The organism is Aequorivita echinoideorum, assembly GCF_018476645.1.
Classification (GTDB): Bacteria; Bacteroidota; Bacteroidia; order Flavobacteriales; family Flavobacteriaceae; genus Aequorivita; species Aequorivita echinoideorum.
Genome location: NZ_JAHCTB010000004.1, coordinates 195,290 through 215,186, shown reverse-complemented (window position 1 = coordinate 215,186; position 19,897 = coordinate 195,290). Strand labels below are relative to the sequence as shown.

Genomic DNA, 19,897 nt, shown 5'->3' with positions numbered 1-19,897 from the left:
ACGAAGCTGCCAAACGACTGCTTTATTTAGAAAGTCTTAGTTTTTGTTCAGAGATAATTCTGAAAATTATTTCGCGTACGGATTCAAAATAATATTTATACGCTCCCGAAGATCCAACAAATGGATTTTGCTCATTTTATCACTGATTCTTCCAATTGCGTTGCGAATGTCGTTGTCCAAAGTTTTAAGTTCCGCACGCGCCACAGAGCGAATGTCACTCTGGTTTACATCCACTTTTGTGCGGTTTCTCCCCTCCTGTTCTTTTGTCATTAAATATTCCAATCTATCAACATAGGCACGTTGTAGATTTCTTCTGTATGTATCAATTGCCTTTCCATTTTTTAATTCACTGAAAATGCCACTTCTTAAATCATCCATCATTTCCAAAAGCGAATAGCTGTCTTTCCCATTAATGGATTCATTTTCAATGATACGTGCCATTCTACCAAAGTCCAAGACATTTTCCAAGGTTCTTGCTTGCATCTGTCGTACATTTTCAATGCTCCCATCAAATTGAATTTTATTGAAAATTTCCTCGTCGATCAACCATTCTGGTGTCGCAAAAAGTTGGTCCTGTAAAAATTCCATACTTTCCTCTTGCTTGGCTTTTGGTACGTGGGTATATACTGCGCCATTTTGATCATACGTTTTGTAATATTCATAAACCCCGCCAATGTTAGCCGCCACGTGGCCCATATATCTGTTGAATTGCGCCACCACTTGATCATACATTTTTGAAAGATCTTCGTAATCCTTGCCATCCTCGCGTGTATATTCAATTAACTTGGGCATAATCAATTTTAAATTCGAAATCCCATACAAACTCGCTTTCACCGCATCATCACCCAAGTCTTCCGTTTGGCTGCTGGGATCAATTACTCCCCTTTGCTGGCTCCCAAAACGATACATTGGGTCACCGGCGTGTTCCAAAATCCAAGAGTCCAATGTTTTCTTTTCGGCTTCGGCTGAAAGATTTGGAAGTGGCTTGTATCCCCATTTAATTGCGTATTTATCATATACGCCTATATTCGGCATTAAAGCCACATCTCCATCGCCAGGCTGTGCAATGTAGTTGAAACGAGCATAATCCATAATGGATGGTGCGGTTCCGTATTTTTTTGTGAAATCCACTGAACGAAGCGAATCTACGGGATACGCAACACTACTCCCCATATTATGTGGCAGGCCCAGCGTGTGGCCCACCTCGTGGGAAGATACAAAGCGAATCAATCTGCCCATAATTTCATCTTTGAATGCCACACCGCGAGCCTCGGGATTAACCGCCGCAGTCTGTACAAAATACCAGTTGCGCAGAAGCGTCATTACATTATGGTACCAATTGATGTCACTCTCCAAAATTTCGCCGCTTCTAGGATCGCTCACGTGGGGACCATTGGCATTGGGGATAGGTGATGCTAAATAACGCACTACCGAATACCGTACATCTTCCGGTGACCATTCTGGGTCCTCAGCTACCGTAGGAGGATCTTTGGCGATAATGGCTTCCTTAAAACCGGCAGCTTCAAAGGCAACTTGCCAATCCTCAATTCCTTCTTTTATGTATTTTCTCCATTTTACTGGTGTTGCCCTATCAATATAATAAACAATCTGTTTTTTGGGAACTACAAGCTCGCCTCTTTCAAAAGCAGCCATATCTTCATCTCTAACTTCCAATCGCCATCTGTCCAAATATTTCACAGTTTTGCTTTCCTGCCTATCCAGTCCATAATCCGTCTGGCCTCGTGCAAACCAACCCACGCGCTCATCAAAATAGCGACGCTTCATGGGAACCTTTGGGAGCAACACCATGCTGTTATTCATTTCCACCGAAATTGAACCCAAATCTGAATTACTGGGAGGTTCTTTGGCCACATAGGTTTTTACGTGGCGCGATTCAATATTTAGTGGATATGATTTTATACTTTCAATATAGGAACGCTCTTTTTCAAGGCTCGTTATTTTATATTCTTCCCTGTAATCATTTGGCATCCCGAGCGGGCGAACGTCTGTTTCAAAAAGTTTATTTACTTCAATTACAGTTGCCGTAGTATCTTTATTAAATGCGCGGATGTCAAATGAAAATAGAACGGGTTCGAAATTTGAGTTGACCACCGCCTCGTGAATGGGAAGCGAATCAGCTGCAAAAATTTGATGTGAAACCACCCGAAGCAATACCTTGTTGGGCTTTTTTTCCCACCGAAGCACTTGGGTATTTGTTTTTCCGCCACCAAATCCTATGTTGGTAGCCGTTTTGGCGATGCGGGTTACCATCAACATTTCCCTATTGAAAAGGGAATCTGGAATTTCGTAGAAAAAATCGTCCTTGACCGTGTGCACTTTAAAGAGTCCGTCATCCGTTTTGGCATCTTTGGTTATAACCTTATCGTAGGGCTTTATTGCAACTTTGTCTTTGTCTGCACCTTTTTCGGTGGTTTCGGATTTTCCTTTCGATGCTTTTTTTGGGGTTGCGCAGGATAGCGTAATTAAAAGCAGAAGTGGTATGATAAATTTTAGCTTCATAATAAATTTTAAAAAGATTTTGAATTTAATCATTTTTATTTTTATCGAAAGTGATTTTCATTAATTTGATGGTTTTTTATTTTTCAACGATGAAGATTTAAAACAAAAAAAAAGCCCTCCATTAACCGGAAGGCTTTTCATTAATTATAAATGGAGCGATTATTTTTTACCGTCCATTCTATCTTTAAGCTCTTGTAATTTTGCATTGGCATCACCAAGTGTTGGTTTTGCCTCCTCAGCTTCCTGAGCTTGCTTTTTAGCCGCAGCTTTTACAATTTTAGCTTCTTCTTCTTTGTGGATACTCATGTGCGAAGCTACCACTTTCTTGAATTCCTTATTGAATTCAATAATTTGGAATTCTGCCTCATCACCTTTTTTCAACATAGAACCATCTTCTTTTTCAAGGTGACGGCTTGGTACAAATGCTACAATATCATCATTGAATTTGATTGTTGCACCTTTGTCCACTACTTCATCGATAGTTGCAGTGTGCTTAGTGCCTACGGCAAATTCGTTTTCATATTTATCCCAAGGATTTTCCTCGGTCTGTTTGTGGCCCAAGCTTAACTTGCGTCCTTCAACATCTAATTCCAATACAACCACTTCAAGCTCATCACCAATGTTTGTGAATTCACTTGGGTGCTTGATTTTCTTGGTCCAAGAAAGATCACTGATGTAAATAAGACCGTCAATACCTTCTTCAAGTTCAACAAAAACACCAAAGTTGGTGAAGTTACGAACAATACCTTTGTGGCGTGAACCTACAGGGTATTTTTTAGTGATATCTGTCCATGGGTCTGGAGTCATTTGTTTGATACCAAGGCTCATCTTACGTTCTTCCTTATCCATTGTAAGGATTACCGCTTCAACCTCGTCACCAACGTTTACGAAATCCTGTGCGCTGCGCAAGTGCGTGCTCCAAGACATTTCGCTTACGTGGATAAGACCTTCAACACCTTCGGCAACTTCAATGAAGGCACCGTAATCTGCAATTACAACTACCTTACCTTTTACTTTGTCACCAACTTTCAACTCATCACCCAAAGCTTCCCATGGATGTGGGTTTAATTGCTTAAGACCTAACTGGATACGTGTTTTATCTTCATCAAAATCAAGAATAACTACGTTCAATTTTTGATCTAGCTCAACAATCTCGTTCGGGTGGTTGATGCGTGACCAAGAAAGGTCTGTAATGTGAACAAGTCCATCAACGCCACCAAGATCAACAAATACTCCGTATGAAGTAATGTTTTTAACAACACCTTCAAGTACCTGTCCTTTTTCAAGCTGCCCGATGATTTCTTTTTTCTGCTCTTCAATATCTGCTTCAATAAGCGCTTTATGCGAAACAACAACGTTTTTGAACTCGTGATTGATTTTCACCACTTTAAATTCCATTGTCTTACCAACGTAAACATCATAATCACGGATTGGCTTCACATCAATTTGTGAACCTGGCAAGAACGCCTCGATACCAAAAACGTCTACAATCATACCACCTTTTGTGCGGCATTTTACGTAACCGTTTACTATTGTTCCTTTATCGTGGGCAGCATTTACGCGATCCCACGCTTTAATAGTACGGGCTTTACGGTGGCTAAGAATTAATTGACCAGTGCTGTCCTCACGAACATCTATCAAAACTTCTACTTTGTCACCTACTTTTAAATCTGGATTGTAGCGGAATTCGTTCAAGGATACTACACCTTCACTCTTCGCATTGATGTCAATTATAGCATCGCGGTCTGTAATGAAAACTACTTTACCCTCAACAACCTCATCGTCAAGTGTATCAACAAAATTTTCAGCTACCAATTTCTCAAATTCTTCCAACTTGCCATCATCGATAGGGTCAATGCCCTCTTCGTAATTGTGCCAGTTAAATTCCTTTAAGAATTTTTCAGGATCTTTTTCCTTAAGCGAAACCTCAGCTTTAGGCTTGCTGTTTTCTTTTATCTCAAGCTCTTTTGTGTTGGTTTCTTCAGTTGTCATTTCTGCAACCGCTGTTTTTTCTTCTTGTTTTGCAGCTTTTTCTTCAGCTACTTCTTTGTTTGCTTTATCAGCCATTTGTTTGTAAAATTGATTTCTTCAGAATTAATCCTTAAAAACCAATACTTTGTATCCTGTGCTGTTACAAGAATTTTATGCGACCATCCCACAGAAGGGTTTGTTTTAGTTTGTTCTATTTCTCTTATTCTTGACTCGTCGCTAAGAGGGGCGCAAAAATAGGTTTTTTCTTTTGAAAATCAAAAGGTTTGGATATTGAAATTAAAACAGCCTCCCCTGCCCGTCTTCATCTGCAATAGAATCATTCCCGGTATTTTCAGCATTCGTGTTTTCCGAAGCAATATCCTCTTCATCCACAACATCAATTTCCTCTGTTTCAATGGGCGCTGGCGGCTCGTAAGGCAAAGGTTCCATAGTATTTATTTCTAACACTTTTTCCTTGGTAAGCTGGTTGCCCATTGCGGTTATTCCCTTTATTGCAATGAAATCCTCTAGATTCAATTCTAAATTCTCCTCACGCTCCTGCCCTCTTTTTTTGGCAAAAACCACTTCGGCCATCGGGCGATAATCCGTAAAAATCTTTTCGAGATAGGAATTTGAATGCTCCGTAATTATCAAATCTTCTTTGTCCGGATGCTCAATGAGGAAACGTTTTACATAGAAAAGTTCCTTTTCGCCTTCCCAATAAATGGCACTTAATGGCTTTTTTGGATCCCATTTTTCCAATACAATTATGTCATCCTCAAAACGAAGCTGTAAATCTGGGATTACGGTTTTCACAATTCCGGTTTGCTTCACAATAAGCAAGCGATCTTCCTTCCTGAACTCACCCAAAAGCTCTCCACGCTCGTCCACGTTTAACCGCTGAACTGAATCATCAAACCATATTTTTCGGGGTTTTAGCGTTGAAAGACCCTTTTCCTTCAATTCAATTTTTTTGATTGTGTATTTGGTCACAATATTCCCTTTGGAATTTCGACCCTTCACTAATTGATCTGCAAAATCTAGGTCAAATTTTAATTTTTTGATGCTTCCGCTTTGGCGTAAATACACAGTTACCACCTCTGCTTCGCCATTGGGATTCGCCGTAAAATACAAGACTTTGGAACTTTTGGTGCTATTTGTCAAATCATATTCCTTATCGCGGGTAACTGAGGTTACTGCAAAACGCTTTACATAATTTGCACCGCGCGCACCATCTTTATAAATCAAATTGTATATAGTTCGCTTGTCCTTCTTTTTAAAAACGGCGACGTGGATTATCCCTTTGCCCACAAAGGTTTTTGCATCCACTTTGGTCACCATCATCGTTCCATCTTCCGTGAAAACGATAATGTCATCAATATCGCTGCAATCGGTAACGTATTCGTCACGTTTAAGGCTCGTTCCCACAAAGCCTTCCTCGCGGTTTACGTAGAGTTTCGTATTTCGAATTACCACTTTGGTTGCCTCAATATCATCAAAAGTCCTGATTTCGGTTTTTCGCTGTTTACCGCTGCCATAATCCTTCTTCAATCTTTTGAAATAATCAATAGCATATTCAATTAAATGGGTTAAGTGATGCTTTATTTGAGCTATGCTATCTTCCAAAGCATCAATCTTTTGCTGGGCTTTGTCAATATCGAATTTTGAAATCCGTTTGATTCGAATTTCTGTCAACCGAACAATATCTTCCTCGGTCACCGCACGCTTCAAATGTTGAATATGCGGTTGCAAACCTTTGTCGATAGCCGAGATCACGCCTTCCCAGGTTTCTTCTTCCTCAATGTCCCGGTAGATTCTGTTTTCAATAAAAATCCGTTCAAGAGAAGCAAAATGCCACTGTTCTTCCAATTCATTTAATTGAATTTCAAGCTCGCTTTTCAGCAACTCCACGGTGCGGTCCGTGCTTCTACGAAGCATTTCCGAAACTCCAATAAACAACGGTCTGTTATCTTCAATTACGCACCCCAACGGCGAGATGGAACTTTCGCAGGCGGTAAAAGCGTACAGCGCATCAATAGTTTTATCGGGCGAAATGCCGCTGGGCAAATGAATCTGGATTTCCACTTCGGCAGCGGTATTGTCCTCAATTTTTTTGATTTTTATTTTGCCTTTGTCATTTGCCTTTAATATGGAATCGATTAAAGATGAAGTATTTGTTCCGAAGGGAATTTCAGTAATTACCAACGTATTTTTGTCCAATTGGTTAATGCGCGCCCGACTGCGAATTTTACCGGCGCGAAGCCCATCGTTGTAATCGGCAACATCAATCAATCCGCCCGTTGGAAAATCGGGATAGATTTGGAATTTCTTTCCCTGCAAATGTTTGATGGAAGCATCAATGAGTTCCAAAAAGTTATGCGGAAGTATTTTTGTGGAAAGCCCAACCGCAATTCCTTCCCCACCTTGATTTAAAAGCAACGGAAACTTTACCGGAAGATTGATCGGCTCTTTTTTTCTACCATCATAGGAAGCCTGCCACGTGGTAACTTTCGGGTTATAAACCACATCCAATGCAAACTTGGAAAGGCGCGCCTCAATGTATCTCGGAGCCGCTGCGCCGTCGCCCGTCAAAATATTTCCCCAGTTTCCTTGGGTATCGATTAGTAAATCCTTTTGGCCAATTTGTACCATCGCATCGCCGATACTTGCATCGCCGTGCGGATGGTACTGCATCGTGTGCCCAACGATATTCGCAACCTTGTTGTAACGCCCATCGTCCAAATCCTTCATGCTTTGCATAATGCGACGCTGTACGGGCTTAAAACCATCCTCAATGGCGGGCACAGCGCGTTCCAGGATTACGTAGCTGGCATAATCCAAAAACCAATCGCGGTACATACCCGTGACTTTGGTGATGGTTTCCTCGGAAGAAGTTGGTTCTTCGTTTGGGATTAATTCGTCTTCGTTATTGTTGAGTTGGTCACTCATTTATTTTGAAAAGTAAAGAAGTTATTTTATTTAAATAAATTAAAATTTCTTGTTTAGGTTTTAGATTTTAAAAAGCAGATTATATTTAGAAAATTTCATTCTAAAAGATTGATAGGTATTTTTCAATTTGATGTAAATTTTATTATCATTGGACTTTCAAAACTCTATATCAAGTTTAAAATTTAAAATTAGAAAAATTCCAGCTAAATTATCCTCATTTTGTAAAATGAATGAAAACAATCCTACTCCATCCCTCCTATTTTCCTACAATTGAACAGATGGCCTACGTTGCGCAGGCTGACAGCGTAGTTTTTGAAGTTGAGGATAATTACCAAAAACAAACCTACCGTAACCGTACTTTTATTGCGCACAGCAATGGCAAATTGCTTTTGAATATTCCCATAAAACACAGCAAAAGCGGAAAACGGCGAAAAACGAAGGATGTTATTGTAGAAAACGATTTCCCTTGGCAGGAACAACACTGGAAGAGTATTCAAAATGCGTACAGGACCTCTCCCTTTTTTGAATATTACGAGGATGATTTGGAACACCTTTTTACAAAACCTGTGGAGAGTTTACTGGAACACAATCTTACGATTTTCGAAGTACTTTGTGAACTTTTGGGAATGGAAGTGAATGTGAGCAAAACGGTGGCCTATAAAATTGAGCCCGAGGAAATGGATTTTCGGTATCTGGTTGATGCCAAAAAAAGCAGTGACTTCAAGCCCGAAGCCTACACTCAGGTTTTGGAAGAGAATCACGAATTTCTGCCAAATCTCTCGGTTTTGGACTTGCTATTTAACGAAGGGCCCAGCGCACTTATTTATTTAGAAAATCAATTATTGAAAATTTAGAGAGATAATAAATTATTGCTAATTGATCAATGTAAATTGTTTACCACCCCAGCGTCGCACGGATTGCATAGTGGTCTGAAAATGTGTTATTTAACGTTTCAAAGGAAAGTACCTCAAAATCTTCGGAAGCAAAAATATAATCTATCCGCATGGGATATTTTTCAAATTTAAAAGTCGTTCCCAGTCCATTGCCCCTTTCGCGAAAGGCATCCTGCATTCCCTCTTTCAGTTTTCGGTAGCTGTACGAAAATGGCGTATTATTAAAATCGCCACAAACCAGCGTTCTATATTTCACTTTGGATTTGTGCTCCAGGATTTTAAAAACTTGGTTTTGCTGTTTTTCAAAAGCAGTGGAAACGCGCTTTCTCAGTTTTTCATTATCGCTTTCCTGTAAAAAACTAACTCTTGGAATTATACCAAGCGACTGTAAATGAACGCTATAAACACGGATTGTGTCCTTGTTTTTTAAAACATCTGCATACAGGGTGTTGTTATAGGTTTCAGCAAAATCAAACGCTCCAGTTTTAATTAGTGGATATTTTGAAAATATGGCGTGGCCCAGTTTTGCCTTTTCGCTTTTAAAATGAATGTATTTATAGGGATACCCAGTAAATTGAATGGAATTTGGCTTATAGAATTCCTGAATACAGATAACGTCCGGGGCTTGCTCTTTCAATATTTCTGAAATTACCTTTTGGGCATCTTCCTTTGGGTTTTCTTCGTATGCATTGAAAAGCCGGACGTTATAGCTTAAGACCGAAAGCGTGTTTTCATATTCTGAAGCATCACCTTCCGAAGAAATTTCAAAAAAAACATTGAAATAAAAATATGAGACTGCCAAGAGCAGAAATGAAACAAAAAACCTTCTGCGAAACTGGACCGCCCAATATATAGCGAAAATAATATTCACAATTATCAATAGCGAAACTACCAAACTGAGCAGCGAAAGTGTAGGAAAGGTTTTCGGCGGGAGGTACGGCAACACAAAGGAAATCAACAACAAAAGCGCAACAAACAGGTTGCACCAGTACAGCAGATTATTGAATGCCCGTCTTTTTCGCATCAGTCTTCTTTTCCGGCCTTGAACAGGAAATCTTTTTCTTCTTTGGTAAGGCTTTCATAACCGCTTTTTCCAATTTTATCCAGAATGGCATCTACCTTTTTCTGATTGTCAGATTTCGTTTCCTTGTCAAAAGAACGACGTGGAGCCGTGTGTGCTTTTCTGTGAACTGTTTTCAGCGGTTTTTTTGTTCGAGGCTTAAAAATGTTTGCTATCCAGTCCATAAAATTTTCAAACCAGAGACCAATATCTTTGCCTTTGGAAAGCTGCACGGCATAAAAATAACCAAAGATACCTCCGCCCACGTGCGTTATCAAACCTCCCGCATTCCCCGACGTGGGAATCCGCACCAAATCAAGTACAAATAAAAAAGCTGCAATATGCCAAAGTTTTATTCTGAAAGTAAATATTCTGACTTCGGTATTTGGCGTATAAGTGGCGATAAAAACCATAATGGCAGTGACCGCACCGGAAGCGCCAATTAAATAACCTCTACTTTCAGCAAAAACAGGAAATAAATTATATGCCAGCACAAAAAGCAATCCGCCAAAAAGCGCACCCAGCAAATACACGGTAAGCAATCTTTTACCCGTGAAAAGATTTAAAATGAACTGTCCAAACCAATACAGCCAAAGCATATTGAACAATACGTGGAAAAACCCAAAATGCAGAAAACTGTAGGTTATAAGGGACCACGGATGGATTAAAATAGTCGTAAAATTATCGCTGAGTACAAACCAGCGCGTTAAATATTGCGGGCTTACACTGAAAAGAAAAGATGCCAAGCTAACAACTAAGTAGATTGCCGCATTGATGATAATGAGCTTTACCACCACGCTCGACATTTTGTATTGGTATGAAAGATTGGTTGCCATTAATTCCAGCGATGATTGTCAAAACTATTTTTTTTCCAGTACCAAGCCATTATAAACCCAAAAAGTGCGCCGCCCAAATGGGCAAAATGCGCGATTCCCGTAGGCGTTCCGGTGATCCCAAATATTAAATCCATTAAAATAAGCCCTGGGATAAAATATTTTGCTTTAATGGGGATGGGAAGAAAAATAAGCATCAATTCTATATTTGGGAACATAATCCCAAACGCCACCAATACACCATAAACTGCCCCTGAAGCACCCACCGCCGGCGTATTGAACGCATCATACGTTCGCTGTACCACGTCTTGAGATACTGAATCCAATATTCGTGTGTCATACCTACCCGATGTCAAAATCTCCATAATTTGAGATTCTCCCAGTCCAGCATTCATCAAAGCTTCCATCCCGCTGTGAACTTGATAGTAATTAAAAAGTGTATGTATTAGGGCGGCGCCAAGTCCGGCGGAAAAATAGAAGAAAAGAAACTTTTTTTGCCCCCAGCGCATTTCCAAAGGCGACCCAAATGCCCACAACGCATACATATTAAACAAAATATGGAAAAAATTGCCGTGCATAAACATATGCGTAATCGGCTGCCAATATTGAAAGTTCGGATTCTCAAAATAAAATAGCGAAAAGAGCTTATACGCAATTTCGCCAGTAAACTGTGTACCTATAAAAAAAAGTACATTTATTATTAAAAGAAATTTTACTGTATCGGTTATTCTTCCCATAAAGTTTTCCCTTGAAATCAGGGATTATTTTACTCCTTTCAGAGTTATTTTTAAATGAATTTTTTATCAAAATCGGTTACGTCCATCGTTGTGAAAACTGGTCTGTTTGATGGACTTACCGAGGGTTCCTTGCACGCAAATAACTGGTTGATTAAATGTTCCCGTTCTTCTTTGTTCAAAGAAACACCCGTTTTAATGGCCATACTTGCCGCCAATGATTTTGCGAGCATATCATTCTGGCTAAATCCGGAATCTGGCACTTCTTCTTTTATGTCATTTACCACGTGCTGCAACAAATTTACAACATGACTTTCCATAATCAGTACGGGAATGCCGTTTATCTCTACATTTTCCTCCCCAAAACCGGAAAATACAAAACCTGTATTTTCCAGCTGTTCGCGTACTTTTTCAAGAATTTCAATATCCGGTTTTGAAAAATGCAGCTGCAACGGGAATAGCAATTGTTGGCTCACGGCTTCCTTGACCGTAATATTTTTTAAGAATTCTTCATAGAGAATACGCTGGTGGGCAAGGTTTTGGTGCACGACCATAATCCCACTTTTCAGCGGACTAATAATATATTTATTTTGAAGTTGAAACGTAATCTGGCTACTTTCCGCCTCTTTGTTTTCAAAAAGGCTTCCGGTAACTTCATCGCTTTCAAATTCCATTTCCACACTTTCCAATGAAGAACCGGGAGATGCAGGCGAAGTATTAAAGCTACCTTCCAAACCTACGTAAAGCGATTCCCAGGATTGCTTTTGTTCTCTTTTAAAAGGAAATGAAATATTGGCCTGCTTCGGTTTTTCCTTGAACGGATTAAAATCGCGATCTACTTCCACCGAGGGTGCGGTGGGTTGTTTTTTGCTGAATTCATACGGGGTATCAAAACCTTTATCCCTTTCAAAATCAAGTACCGGAGCAATACTGAATTGCCCAAGGCTATGCTTTACCGTGGCACGGAGCATCGCATAAATGGAATGCTCGTCATCAAATTTTATCTCGGTTTTGGTTGGGTGTATGTTGATATCAATGGAATGTGGATCAACTTCCAAAAAAAGAAAATACCCGGGATGGATGCCATCTTTCACCAAACCATCAAAGGCGGATGCTACTGCGTGGTGCAGATACGGGCTTTTTATAAAGCGGTCATTTACAAAAAAGAATTGGTCTCCCCTACTTTTTTTCCCGAATTCAGGTTTCAGCACAAAACCTTCTACTTTCAGAATTTCGGTTTCTTCATTTACGGGAACCAATTTTTCGTTTGTTTTACTTCCGAAGATATTTACGATACGCTGCCGCGAATTGGAAGCAGGTAAATTGAAAACATCGCTGCCATTGTGAAGCATTTGAAAAGCAATTGCGGGATGCGCCAAGGCCACGCGATGGAATTCATCAATAATGTGACGGGTTTCCACAGGATTGCTCTTTAAAAAATTGCGCCGGGCTGGAATATTGTAAAAAAGATTTTTAACTGAAATTGTGGCACCCTTCGGCACAACCGCAGGTTCTTGTGAAATCACCTTGCTCCCTTCAATGGTAAGGTGCGTCCCTATTTCAGAATTATCCGTTTTTGTTTTTAATTCTACATGGGCAATTGCGGCGATGGATGCTAAAGCTTCACCTCGAAAACCTTTGGTGTGCAGATTGAAAAGATCTTCCGCAGCTTTTATTTTTGACGTGGCATGGCGTTCAAAACTCAATCGGGCATCCGTTACGCTCATCCCCATCCCATTATCCGTAACCTGGACAAGCGTTTTTCCCGCATCCTTGATAATAAGCGTAATTGATGTTGCTTTTGCGTCAATGGCATTTTCCAGTAATTCCTTTACAACGGAAGCTGGCCGCTGTACAACTTCTCCAGCCGCAATTTGGTTAGCTACGTGATCCGGTAATAACTGAATGATATCCGCCATTGAATTTATGCGTGGAAAATGGAAAGATCAAACCCTATGATATATAGGAAAAATAAAACAAGCAACCCAATAATGATGAGCAATCTAATATTTGCATTTTTATCTGAAGTCCTTCGCAGGTCTTCCCAAGCCGATTTAAATTTTCCTTTGAGGCCTTTATTATCGCCTACTGTCGTGCGAAACTTGTCAAATTTGTGTTCAATTGCAAAAGGGCTGCTTTCGCCATCGTGCTCAAAATGCCGTGGCTTGTAACTGAATTTTTTGTTTTTACGTTTGCTTATTATTCCCATAATTATTCAGCTTCAAAGTTACTTAAAATACAATCCTTTTTAAAGGATTTTCAAAGCTGTTTTTACAATTACCGTACCGTTGTAAAGAGGTTTAAATGAATGGTGAATATTGAATTATGAATAAATTCAGAAAAGAGATGATCGCATATCTATACGATGACTATAAAAGTAAATCAATTATCGGAAATCGGTTTTCTAAAATTTCGAATCTTTGCGAAGCTGTGCCATTTTTATAGCAGCAATGGCAGCTTCGGTGCCTTTATTTCCGTGCTTTCCACCGCTTCTGTCAATGGATTGTTGCATCGTATTATCTGTAAGCACGCAAAACATAACGGGGATATTTCCTTGAACATTCAAATCTTTTATACCTTGGGAAACCGCCTCGCATACATAATCAAAATGTTTTGTTTCGCCTTGAATTACGCATCCTATTGCAATTATGGCATCGAGCATATCAAAACTTTGTGCCATCCGTTTACAACCGTAAATAAGTTCAAAACTTCCGGGAACGTCCCACCGCACAATATTTTCATTGATGGCACCGCAATCCTTCAAGGCATCAAAAGCGCCCTGAAACATTCCGTTTGTAATATTTGCGTTCCACTCTGAAACAACAATCCCAAACCGAAAGTCCTTCGCGTTTGGGATTGTGTTTTTATCGTAAGCCGATAAATTTGTATTCTTTGTAGCCATTTATTGGTTCATTGCTTCCGCGCGACCTGTGTAAACTTCCGCTTTCGTAGCTTCCGAAGATTTTGGATAGTCGTCAGAAATGGTCTTGAAATGCTTCAAAGCTTTATCGTTATTATTAACCGCAAGTGCTGCAATTCCAGCCTTCAAAAGAAATCGTGGCGTGGTAAAATCATTTGTGCGCATAGTCGCTGCTTCCTCATAATATTTCAAAGCCTCATCGTTTTGGCCCAATTGTGCAAAGGCATCTCCAATGGCGCCTTTGGCCAACGGTGCCAAAATATCATCATCACTGCTGAATTTATCCAGCTGGTCAATAGCTTCTTGGTATTTATTGGTGTTCAAATAAGCCATTCCAGCATAATAATGGGCTAGGTTTGCAGCATTGGTACCGCCGTAATTTTCAATGATTTCAATAAACCCGTATTTTCCTTCGCCCCCTTTGAGCGAAAGGTTATAAAGTGAATCCTTTGCTTCCGCGGTCAATGCTTGTTCCCAATAATTCTGTGCTTGAAACATTTCGTTCATTGCTTCTGCTTCCTTTGGTTTTTGGACATACTCTTGATAAGCAAAAAATCCCAACACACAAACGGCCACGGCACCAATTACCCCAAGGATAACTTTTTGGTTCTTTTCAACCCAAGCCTCCGTTTTTGAAGCGCCTTCGTCCAGCGTGTTAAAAACTTCTGCAGTTGTACTATTTTCTTCAACTACAGTTTCCTTTTCAACTTTCGTTTTCGGTTTGCCTCCGCGTTTATTGTATGTTGCCATAATTTTAGTTTATTGTGGCGCAAAAATAAAATTTTTAATGGAATTTAAAAGGATAAATATTTCTTATTTTTCAATAATTTGCAGCGTTGTATTCTTTCCTGTTTGGGATTTATTCTGAAATACAATTACCTCATTTATATGATTTTACAAAAATTATCGCTCATAAATTATAAAAACTTTGAAGCCGAAACTTTCCAATTTGACCCAAAAATCAATTGCTTTGTTGGGAATAATGGCGTTGGAAAAACCAATATCCTGGACGCCATTTACCATCTATCCTTCGGAAAAAGTTACTTCAATCCCATAACATTACAGAATATAAAGCACGGCGAAGAATTTTTTGTAGTTGAAGGTTTCTACGAAAAGCAAAATTCTTCAGAAAAAATAGTGGTGAGCGCAAAAAAGGGTCAGAAAAAAATCATTAAAAGAAATGGAAAAGCGTACGATAAATTCAGTGAACATATTGGTTTTCTGCCACTTGTAATTATTTCGCCGGCAGATAGGGATTTGATTATTGAGGGTAGTGACACCCGTAGAAAATTTATTGATGGCGTTATTTCGCAACGTGATACGGATTATTTGAACACACTCATAAAATATAATAAAGTGCTCGCCCAGCGTAATTCACTTTTAAAATATTTTGCCGCAAATAACACCTTCAGTCAGGATACCATTGACATTTACAACGAGCAGCTCCATACTTTTGGTACGTCAATTTTCGGCAAGCGCACCGCATTTTTAGCCGAATTTTTACCCATTTTTCTGAAGAGGTACAAATCTATTAGCAGTGGCGAGGAGCAAATCAATCTTACGTATGAGAGTCAATTACAGGAAAATGATCTATTGACGCTACTTGAAAAAAATATCACCAAAGATAAATTCTCACAATACACCAATTTTGGAATACACAAAGACGATCTTATTTTTGAAATTCACGGCCACCCCATCAAGAAATTTGGTTCGCAGGGACAACAAAAATCGTATTTGATTGCACTGAAATTGGCGCAGTTCGATTTTATTAAAAATCATTCGAAGACCAATCCTATTCTGCTACTTGATGATATTTTTGACAAACTGGATGAAACCCGCGTGGAGCATTTAATTTCCTTGGTGGATAATGAAAATTTTGGGCAGCTTTTTATTAGCGATACCCACGCCGAACGTACGGAAGAGGTTATAAAAAAAGTGCACCAAACGTATAAAATGTTTCCGCTTTAATTAAAATTATGAACTATTTCGTCACCATTTTCGCTATTACAATTTTAGCAACAAGCTGTTCAAAACCGAATCCCGAAGTGCAAAAAAACAAGCTCAATGGATACTGGGAGATAAAAACGGTACAAATGCCGGATGGAAAAAAGAAGGAATTTAAAATTAATACCGTCATTGATTTTATGGAAATGAAAGGCGATAGTGGCACGCGCACCAAGGTTTCGCCAAAAATTGATGGCAGTTTTGTGACCAATGGCGCTTCAGAAAAATTTATCCTGAAAATCGAGGATGACAGCCTTCGGCTTTATTACAAAACTCCTTTTGATAGTTGGAAAGAAACGGTTATTGAAGCAAAAGATAGCTTACTTAAAGTAAAAAACAGGGATAATAAAATTTACACCTATTCAAAATTTAGGAAATTTGATTTTTAGATTATTGGATTTTTGGATAGTTGAAAATCGGATTTTTTTGTGTGAGAAATATATTGTAATGCCAAAAATTATACTTGAGACAATAATAAATGCAGACGTAAAAAATGTTTTTGATCTTTCACGAAACATAGATTTGCACAAAATTTCCGCAAAACAAACCAATGAAACTGCAATTGCCGGAAAAACCAAGGGATTAATTGAACTTGGAGAAACTGTAACCTGGAGAGCAAAACATTTGGGATTTTACCAAACTCTTACTTCAAAAATCACTGAATTTGAAGAACCAAATTATTTTGTGGATGAAATGGTGGAGGGAATTTTCGAGAGCTTTAAACATGAGCACCATTTCAAAAATATCGATTGCGGAACTTTAATGGTAGATATTTTTGAATACAAATCGCCTTTCGGAATTTTCGGAAAAATGGCAGATATTTTATTTCTAAAAAATTATTTGACGAAATTTCTAAAAACCCGAAATAAGATTTTAAAACAGATTGCTGAAGCCTAAAATAATTTTTACGAATTTAAAATAGACCCTAATGTTTCCGCACGTTTCACTTTTCCCGTTTCAGTATAGACGAAGTTTTTTATTGTGTAGATTTTCTTTGGTTTTTCGTACGCGGAAAGTATTTTGAACACTTCGGAATAATCCGTATCCTCATTTTCAGATTCCACGACTAAAATTATTCGCTCTCCCAGTGCTACATCTTTTTCTGAAGCAATAAAAAAAGGAAAAATTATATAATCTGATAGCTTCTCCTCCACCGCTTCAGGGAAAATCTTAATGCCACCAGAGTTTATCACATTGTCAATTCTTCCCAAAAATTTAAAAGAAGTGTCCGAAATAAGTTCTACTACATCGTTGGTCACAACGGTTTGTTCATTAATTTCTGGAGCTATAATTTGAAGGCAATCGCGTGAATCCAAACTGAATTTAACTTTGGGCAAGGCGGCATACACCATTGATTTTTCAGGACCATTAATTGGTCTGATGGCGATATGGCTGATAGTTTCGGTCATTCCATACGTGGCGAAAATACGGGTCGGGACTTTTTGAAAACTTGCTTCAAGACTTTTTGGGACCGCGCCACCCCCTACAATCATTTTTTTTATTTTTTTCAAATGGGAGAGCGAATGGAAAGCTTGATAGGGAACCATCGCTGCGAAGTCAAAATGAATATTTAGATTTTTTAATGGTTCTCTTCCCGGTTCAACCGAATATAAATCCCAGCCGGCCAGCATGGCGCGTACCAGCATCATTTTGCCCGCAATAAATTCGGCGGGGAGGCACAACAGTGCGGTTGTATTTTCATATAGATTGAAATAGCCAATTGTGGCGCGGGCACTGTTGGCTACGTTTTTCTTCGGAAGTTCTATCTGCTTCGGAATGCCCGTGGAACCAGAGGTTTTCACAAGAATATATGATTCTTCAGAAAGCCATTCCGCAATAAATTTTCCTATGGCAATTTCAAATTCTTGTTTGGAGAATTGTAGTTTTTCAGCAAAACCGATTAATTCTTCCGCGGATGCGAATGCATTTCCGTTTAATCTAAAATTTTTATGGCGAAGATGTTGCAAAGTTTTGAATTTACAAATGCTCGCCTTTCAGCGCAAGTGGTTCTTCTACCTTTCCAAAAAGTTTTTGGCCCCAATTTTTCCATTTGTAGCGCCAAGCCATTATTGCCAAAAAGATAGGATATAGAATCAATACCGGGGCCAGCACGTCAAATCCCGCCGAGGGTTCAGAAATATCCTTCAAAATGGACGGTGTTTTGAAAACGGTCCAGTCTGCGGTAACGAGCACGGCAGTAATTAAATTATTGCCCGCGTGAAAGCCAAGTGCCAGTTCCATCCCTTCATCCATAAGCGTCATAATGCCCAAGAAAAAACCGGTACCAATGTAATATACCATAATAATATTGCCCAATTTTTCCACCTCAGGGTTCGCAAGATGCAATCCTCCGAAGATCACGGAAGTTATCAACAAAGGCAACCAACGGTTTTTAGCCAATACCCCAATTCCCTGCATAAGATAACCACGGAAAAGATATTCCTCAAAACTGGTCTGCAACGGAATCATCAATAACGAGATTACAGCCAAAATTATAAATGGAACCGCTTGAAATTGAAACACATAATCTTCTGGATTGCTCATATAATCCAAAACTGTGAGTACAACCGTGGTAATGGTTATAAGTCCAAATGCAAAAAACACGCGACCCCAGTCGGTTTTATTTCTGCTTGTTGTGAGCGTTTCAAAAGGTTGTCTGTGCAAATATTTAACTACCAAATAGAGCGCAAATAATCCTATGGCAAAACTCAAAAGCATCAAAAACAAGGTGAGGTTGGCGTCCAAAGCCGTCATTAAAACATTTGGATCATCAATGCCCATAATATCGCCACCATCGTTATATATTTTCATAAAAACGCCTATTAGCAAAGGTATGGAGCCAACTTGGGTAGCCACAAAAATTATGATTAATCCTACCAAATACCGCCACCATTCGTGCAGAAATTTAAATGCCTGTTCTATAAACATATCTGTAAAATAAAATTTTAATAACTAAATCCCAACGCGTCGAGGATCCATTTTTTATTGGGATTATATTTTAATTTTCCATTGGAAACTTCCAGCGGACTTTCAAGGTTATTTGTGTACAAACTCCCTGTTCCCAAACCTTGGGGCAAGGTAGTGTTTTTTGTAAATGAATACTGCGAAATGGCATTTAAGCCAATGTTGCTTTCCAGGGCTGAAGTAATCCACCAGCCTGCTTTGTTCTTATCAACCAACGAAATCCAACTATCGCTTCCGCGAAGACCGCCAATTAATGAAGGTTTTAAAATGATATATTGAGGGTGTATGGTGCTGCATAATTTTTCTCTTTCAACTTCTGAAAAAATTCCAATCAATTCCTCGTCCAATGCGATTGGTAATGGCGAATCTTCACAAAGAAGGGCCATTTCCTGCCATTGGCCCGGTTTTATGGGTTGCTCAATGGAATGCAACTTTAAATCTGAAAGAATTTTCAATTTTTCCAATGCCTCATTTTTTGAAAATGCACCGTTTGCATCTACACGCAATTCAATTTCTGAAGCTGAAAATTCCTTTCGAATGGATTTCAGCAATTCTATTTCAGTTTTAAAATCTATGGCGCCAATTTTCATTTTTATGCAGCTGAAACCTTCTTTCAATTTTTCTGAAATCTGTTGCTTCATAAAAACTTTGTCTCCCATCCAGACCAATCCGTTTATGGAAATGGGGATTTTGCCTCGCGTAAATTCCGAAGGAAATAATTCAAACGGGTTTTTTGATTGCAAAGATTTTAATGCGGTTTCAATTCCAAATTGGATGGATGGAAATTCAACTAAGCTTTCATATAACTTTTCTTCGCCTAAAGAAATATTCTCGCAGGTCCATTTCAGTTTTTCTTCATAATCTGGACGATCGTCAATGCTTAGTCCGCGTAAAATTCCGCATTCGCCAATACCAAATTTTTCCTCATTGCGAAGAATAATAAAATAAGTTTCCTTACTATTCATTATTCCCCGCGAAGTACCGCTGGGACGTTTGAAGTTGAGGATGTATTTTTGGAAAGTTGCAGTCAATTTTGGTGGTTGGATTTT

17 protein-coding genes are annotated in these 19,897 nt (G+C 39.1%); 4 read left to right on the top strand and 13 right to left on the bottom strand.

Annotated elements, in window-relative coordinates:
- Positions 1-66: 66 nt before the first annotated feature.
- The 3 genes from KIV10_RS10235 to KIV10_RS10225 form a co-directional block, all read right to left on the bottom strand.
- Positions 67-2,520 (bottom strand): zinc-dependent metalloprotease, encoded by a 2,454-nt coding sequence (locus tag KIV10_RS10235; RefSeq protein WP_214113416.1) that lies wholly within the window; start codon positions 2,518-2,520, stop codon positions 67-69.
- 159 nt (positions 2,521-2,679) lie between these two features.
- Positions 2,680-4,587 carry a 30S ribosomal protein S1 gene (rpsA, locus tag KIV10_RS10230; protein WP_214113415.1) on the bottom strand — a complete coding sequence of 636 codons (1,908 nt, stop codon included), beginning with the start codon at positions 4,585-4,587 and terminating at the stop codon, positions 2,680-2,682.
- A 201-nt stretch (positions 4,588-4,788) separates the two neighbouring features.
- A complete protein-coding gene (locus tag KIV10_RS10225; RefSeq protein WP_214113414.1) occupies positions 4,789-7,440 on the bottom strand; it encodes a DNA gyrase/topoisomerase IV subunit A in 2,652 nt (883 codons plus the stop codon).
- 230 nt (positions 7,441-7,670) lie between these two features.
- Here KIV10_RS10225 and KIV10_RS10220 point away from each other — a divergent pair, with 230 nt between their 5' ends.
- Positions 7,671-8,294 (top strand): WbqC family protein, encoded by a 624-nt coding sequence (locus KIV10_RS10220; RefSeq protein WP_214113413.1) that lies wholly within the window; start codon positions 7,671-7,673, stop codon positions 8,292-8,294.
- Positions 8,295-8,334: 40 nt separating this feature from the next.
- Here KIV10_RS10220 and KIV10_RS10215 read toward each other — a convergent pair whose 3' ends face one another.
- The 7 genes from KIV10_RS10215 to KIV10_RS10185 form a co-directional block, all read right to left on the bottom strand.
- Positions 8,335-9,357, bottom strand: coding sequence for an endonuclease/exonuclease/phosphatase family protein (locus KIV10_RS10215; protein WP_214113412.1), 1,023 nt, complete (start codon positions 9,355-9,357; stop codon positions 8,335-8,337).
- Positions 9,357-10,229 carry a rhomboid family intramembrane serine protease gene (locus KIV10_RS10210; RefSeq protein WP_214113411.1) on the bottom strand — a complete coding sequence of 291 codons (873 nt, stop codon included), beginning with the start codon at positions 10,227-10,229 and terminating at the stop codon, positions 9,357-9,359. The genes KIV10_RS10215 and KIV10_RS10210 overlap by 1 nt, the downstream gene beginning before the upstream one ends.
- Positions 10,229-10,963, bottom strand: a complete 735-nt coding sequence (locus tag KIV10_RS10205) for a rhomboid family intramembrane serine protease (protein ID WP_214113410.1) — start codon at positions 10,961-10,963, stop codon at positions 10,229-10,231. Before KIV10_RS10205 ends, KIV10_RS10210 begins: the two co-directional genes overlap by 1 nt.
- A gap of 50 nt (positions 10,964-11,013) precedes the next feature.
- Positions 11,014-12,879, bottom strand: coding sequence for a DNA mismatch repair endonuclease MutL (gene mutL, locus KIV10_RS10200; RefSeq protein ID WP_214113409.1), 1,866 nt, complete (start codon positions 12,877-12,879; stop codon positions 11,014-11,016).
- Positions 12,880-12,884: 5 nt separating this feature from the next.
- Positions 12,885-13,169 (bottom strand): riboflavin synthase subunit beta, encoded by a 285-nt coding sequence (locus KIV10_RS10195; RefSeq protein WP_214113408.1) that lies wholly within the window; start codon positions 13,167-13,169, stop codon positions 12,885-12,887.
- 195 nt (positions 13,170-13,364) lie between these two features.
- Positions 13,365-13,862, bottom strand: a complete 498-nt coding sequence (ribH, locus tag KIV10_RS10190; RefSeq protein WP_214113407.1) for a 6,7-dimethyl-8-ribityllumazine synthase — start codon at positions 13,860-13,862, stop codon at positions 13,365-13,367.
- Positions 13,863-14,630, bottom strand: coding sequence for a tetratricopeptide repeat protein (locus KIV10_RS10185; protein ID WP_214113406.1), 768 nt, complete (start codon positions 14,628-14,630; stop codon positions 13,863-13,865).
- A gap of 138 nt (positions 14,631-14,768) precedes the next feature.
- Between KIV10_RS10185 and recF the strand changes: the two genes are divergently transcribed.
- From recF to KIV10_RS10170, 3 genes are read left to right on the top strand one after another with little or no spacing between them, the layout of a single operon-like run.
- Positions 14,769-15,848, top strand: coding sequence for a DNA replication/repair protein RecF (recF, locus tag KIV10_RS10180; protein ID WP_214113799.1), 1,080 nt, complete (start codon positions 14,769-14,771; stop codon positions 15,846-15,848).
- 8 nt (positions 15,849-15,856) lie between these two features.
- Positions 15,857-16,273, top strand: a complete 417-nt coding sequence (locus KIV10_RS10175) for a lipocalin family protein (RefSeq protein WP_214113405.1) — start codon at positions 15,857-15,859, stop codon at positions 16,271-16,273.
- 58 nt (positions 16,274-16,331) lie between these two features.
- Positions 16,332-16,781: an SRPBCC family protein gene (locus KIV10_RS10170; protein WP_214113404.1), complete on the top strand. Its 450-nt coding sequence runs from the start codon at positions 16,332-16,334 to the stop codon at positions 16,779-16,781.
- Positions 16,782-16,789: 8 nt separating this feature from the next.
- Here the strand turns inward: KIV10_RS10170 and KIV10_RS10165 are convergent, their stop codons facing one another.
- From KIV10_RS10165 to KIV10_RS10155, 3 genes are read right to left on the bottom strand one after another with little or no spacing between them, the layout of a single operon-like run.
- A complete protein-coding gene (locus KIV10_RS10165; protein ID WP_214113403.1) occupies positions 16,790-17,851 on the bottom strand; it encodes an AMP-binding protein in 1,062 nt (353 codons plus the stop codon).
- A gap of 10 nt (positions 17,852-17,861) precedes the next feature.
- A complete protein-coding gene (locus tag KIV10_RS10160) occupies positions 17,862-18,812 on the bottom strand; it encodes a CPBP family intramembrane glutamic endopeptidase (RefSeq protein ID WP_214113402.1) in 951 nt (316 codons plus the stop codon).
- A gap of 17 nt (positions 18,813-18,829) precedes the next feature.
- The gene (locus KIV10_RS10155; protein WP_214113401.1) at positions 18,830-19,879 is read right to left on the bottom strand and encodes an o-succinylbenzoate synthase; all 1,050 of its coding nucleotides are present in this window, start codon (positions 19,877-19,879) and stop codon (positions 18,830-18,832) included.
- Between the last annotated feature and the right edge of the window lie 18 nt (positions 19,880-19,897).

Bases quoted from the DNA above. Each gene is read 5' to 3' on its own strand.
- rpsA (WP_214113415.1), bottom strand. From the start codon at position 4,587: ATGGCTGATAAAGCAAACAAAGAAGTAGCTGAAGAAAAAGCTGCAAAA.
- KIV10_RS10170 (WP_214113404.1), top strand. From the start codon at position 16,332: ATGCCAAAAATTATACTTGAGACAATAATAAATGCAGACGTAAAAAAT.
- mutL (WP_214113409.1), bottom strand. From the start codon at position 12,879: ATGGCGGATATCATTCAGTTATTACCGGATCACGTAGCTAACCAAATT.
- KIV10_RS10185 (WP_214113406.1), bottom strand. From the start codon at position 14,630: ATGGCAACATACAATAAACGCGGAGGCAAACCGAAAACGAAAGTTGAA.
- recF (WP_214113799.1), top strand. From the start codon at position 14,769: ATGATTTTACAAAAATTATCGCTCATAAATTATAAAAACTTTGAAGCC.
- KIV10_RS10175 (WP_214113405.1), top strand. From the start codon at position 15,857: ATGAACTATTTCGTCACCATTTTCGCTATTACAATTTTAGCAACAAGC.
- KIV10_RS10210 (WP_214113411.1), bottom strand. From the start codon at position 10,229: ATGGCAACCAATCTTTCATACCAATACAAAATGTCGAGCGTGGTGGTA.
- KIV10_RS10205 (WP_214113410.1), bottom strand. From the start codon at position 10,963: ATGGGAAGAATAACCGATACAGTAAAATTTCTTTTAATAATAAATGTA.
- KIV10_RS10195 (WP_214113408.1), bottom strand. From the start codon at position 13,169: ATGGGAATAATAAGCAAACGTAAAAACAAAAAATTCAGTTACAAGCCA.
- ribH (WP_214113407.1), bottom strand. From the start codon at position 13,862: ATGGCTACAAAGAATACAAATTTATCGGCTTACGATAAAAACACAATC.
- KIV10_RS10160 (WP_214113402.1), bottom strand. From the start codon at position 18,812: ATGTTTATAGAACAGGCATTTAAATTTCTGCACGAATGGTGGCGGTAT.
- KIV10_RS10225 (WP_214113414.1), bottom strand. From the start codon at position 7,440: ATGAGTGACCAACTCAACAATAACGAAGACGAATTAATCCCAAACGAA.
- KIV10_RS10215 (WP_214113412.1), bottom strand. From the start codon at position 9,357: ATGCGAAAAAGACGGGCATTCAATAATCTGCTGTACTGGTGCAACCTG.
- KIV10_RS10235 (WP_214113416.1), bottom strand. From the start codon at position 2,520: ATGAAGCTAAAATTTATCATACCACTTCTGCTTTTAATTACGCTATCC.
- KIV10_RS10220 (WP_214113413.1), top strand. From the start codon at position 7,671: ATGAAAACAATCCTACTCCATCCCTCCTATTTTCCTACAATTGAACAG.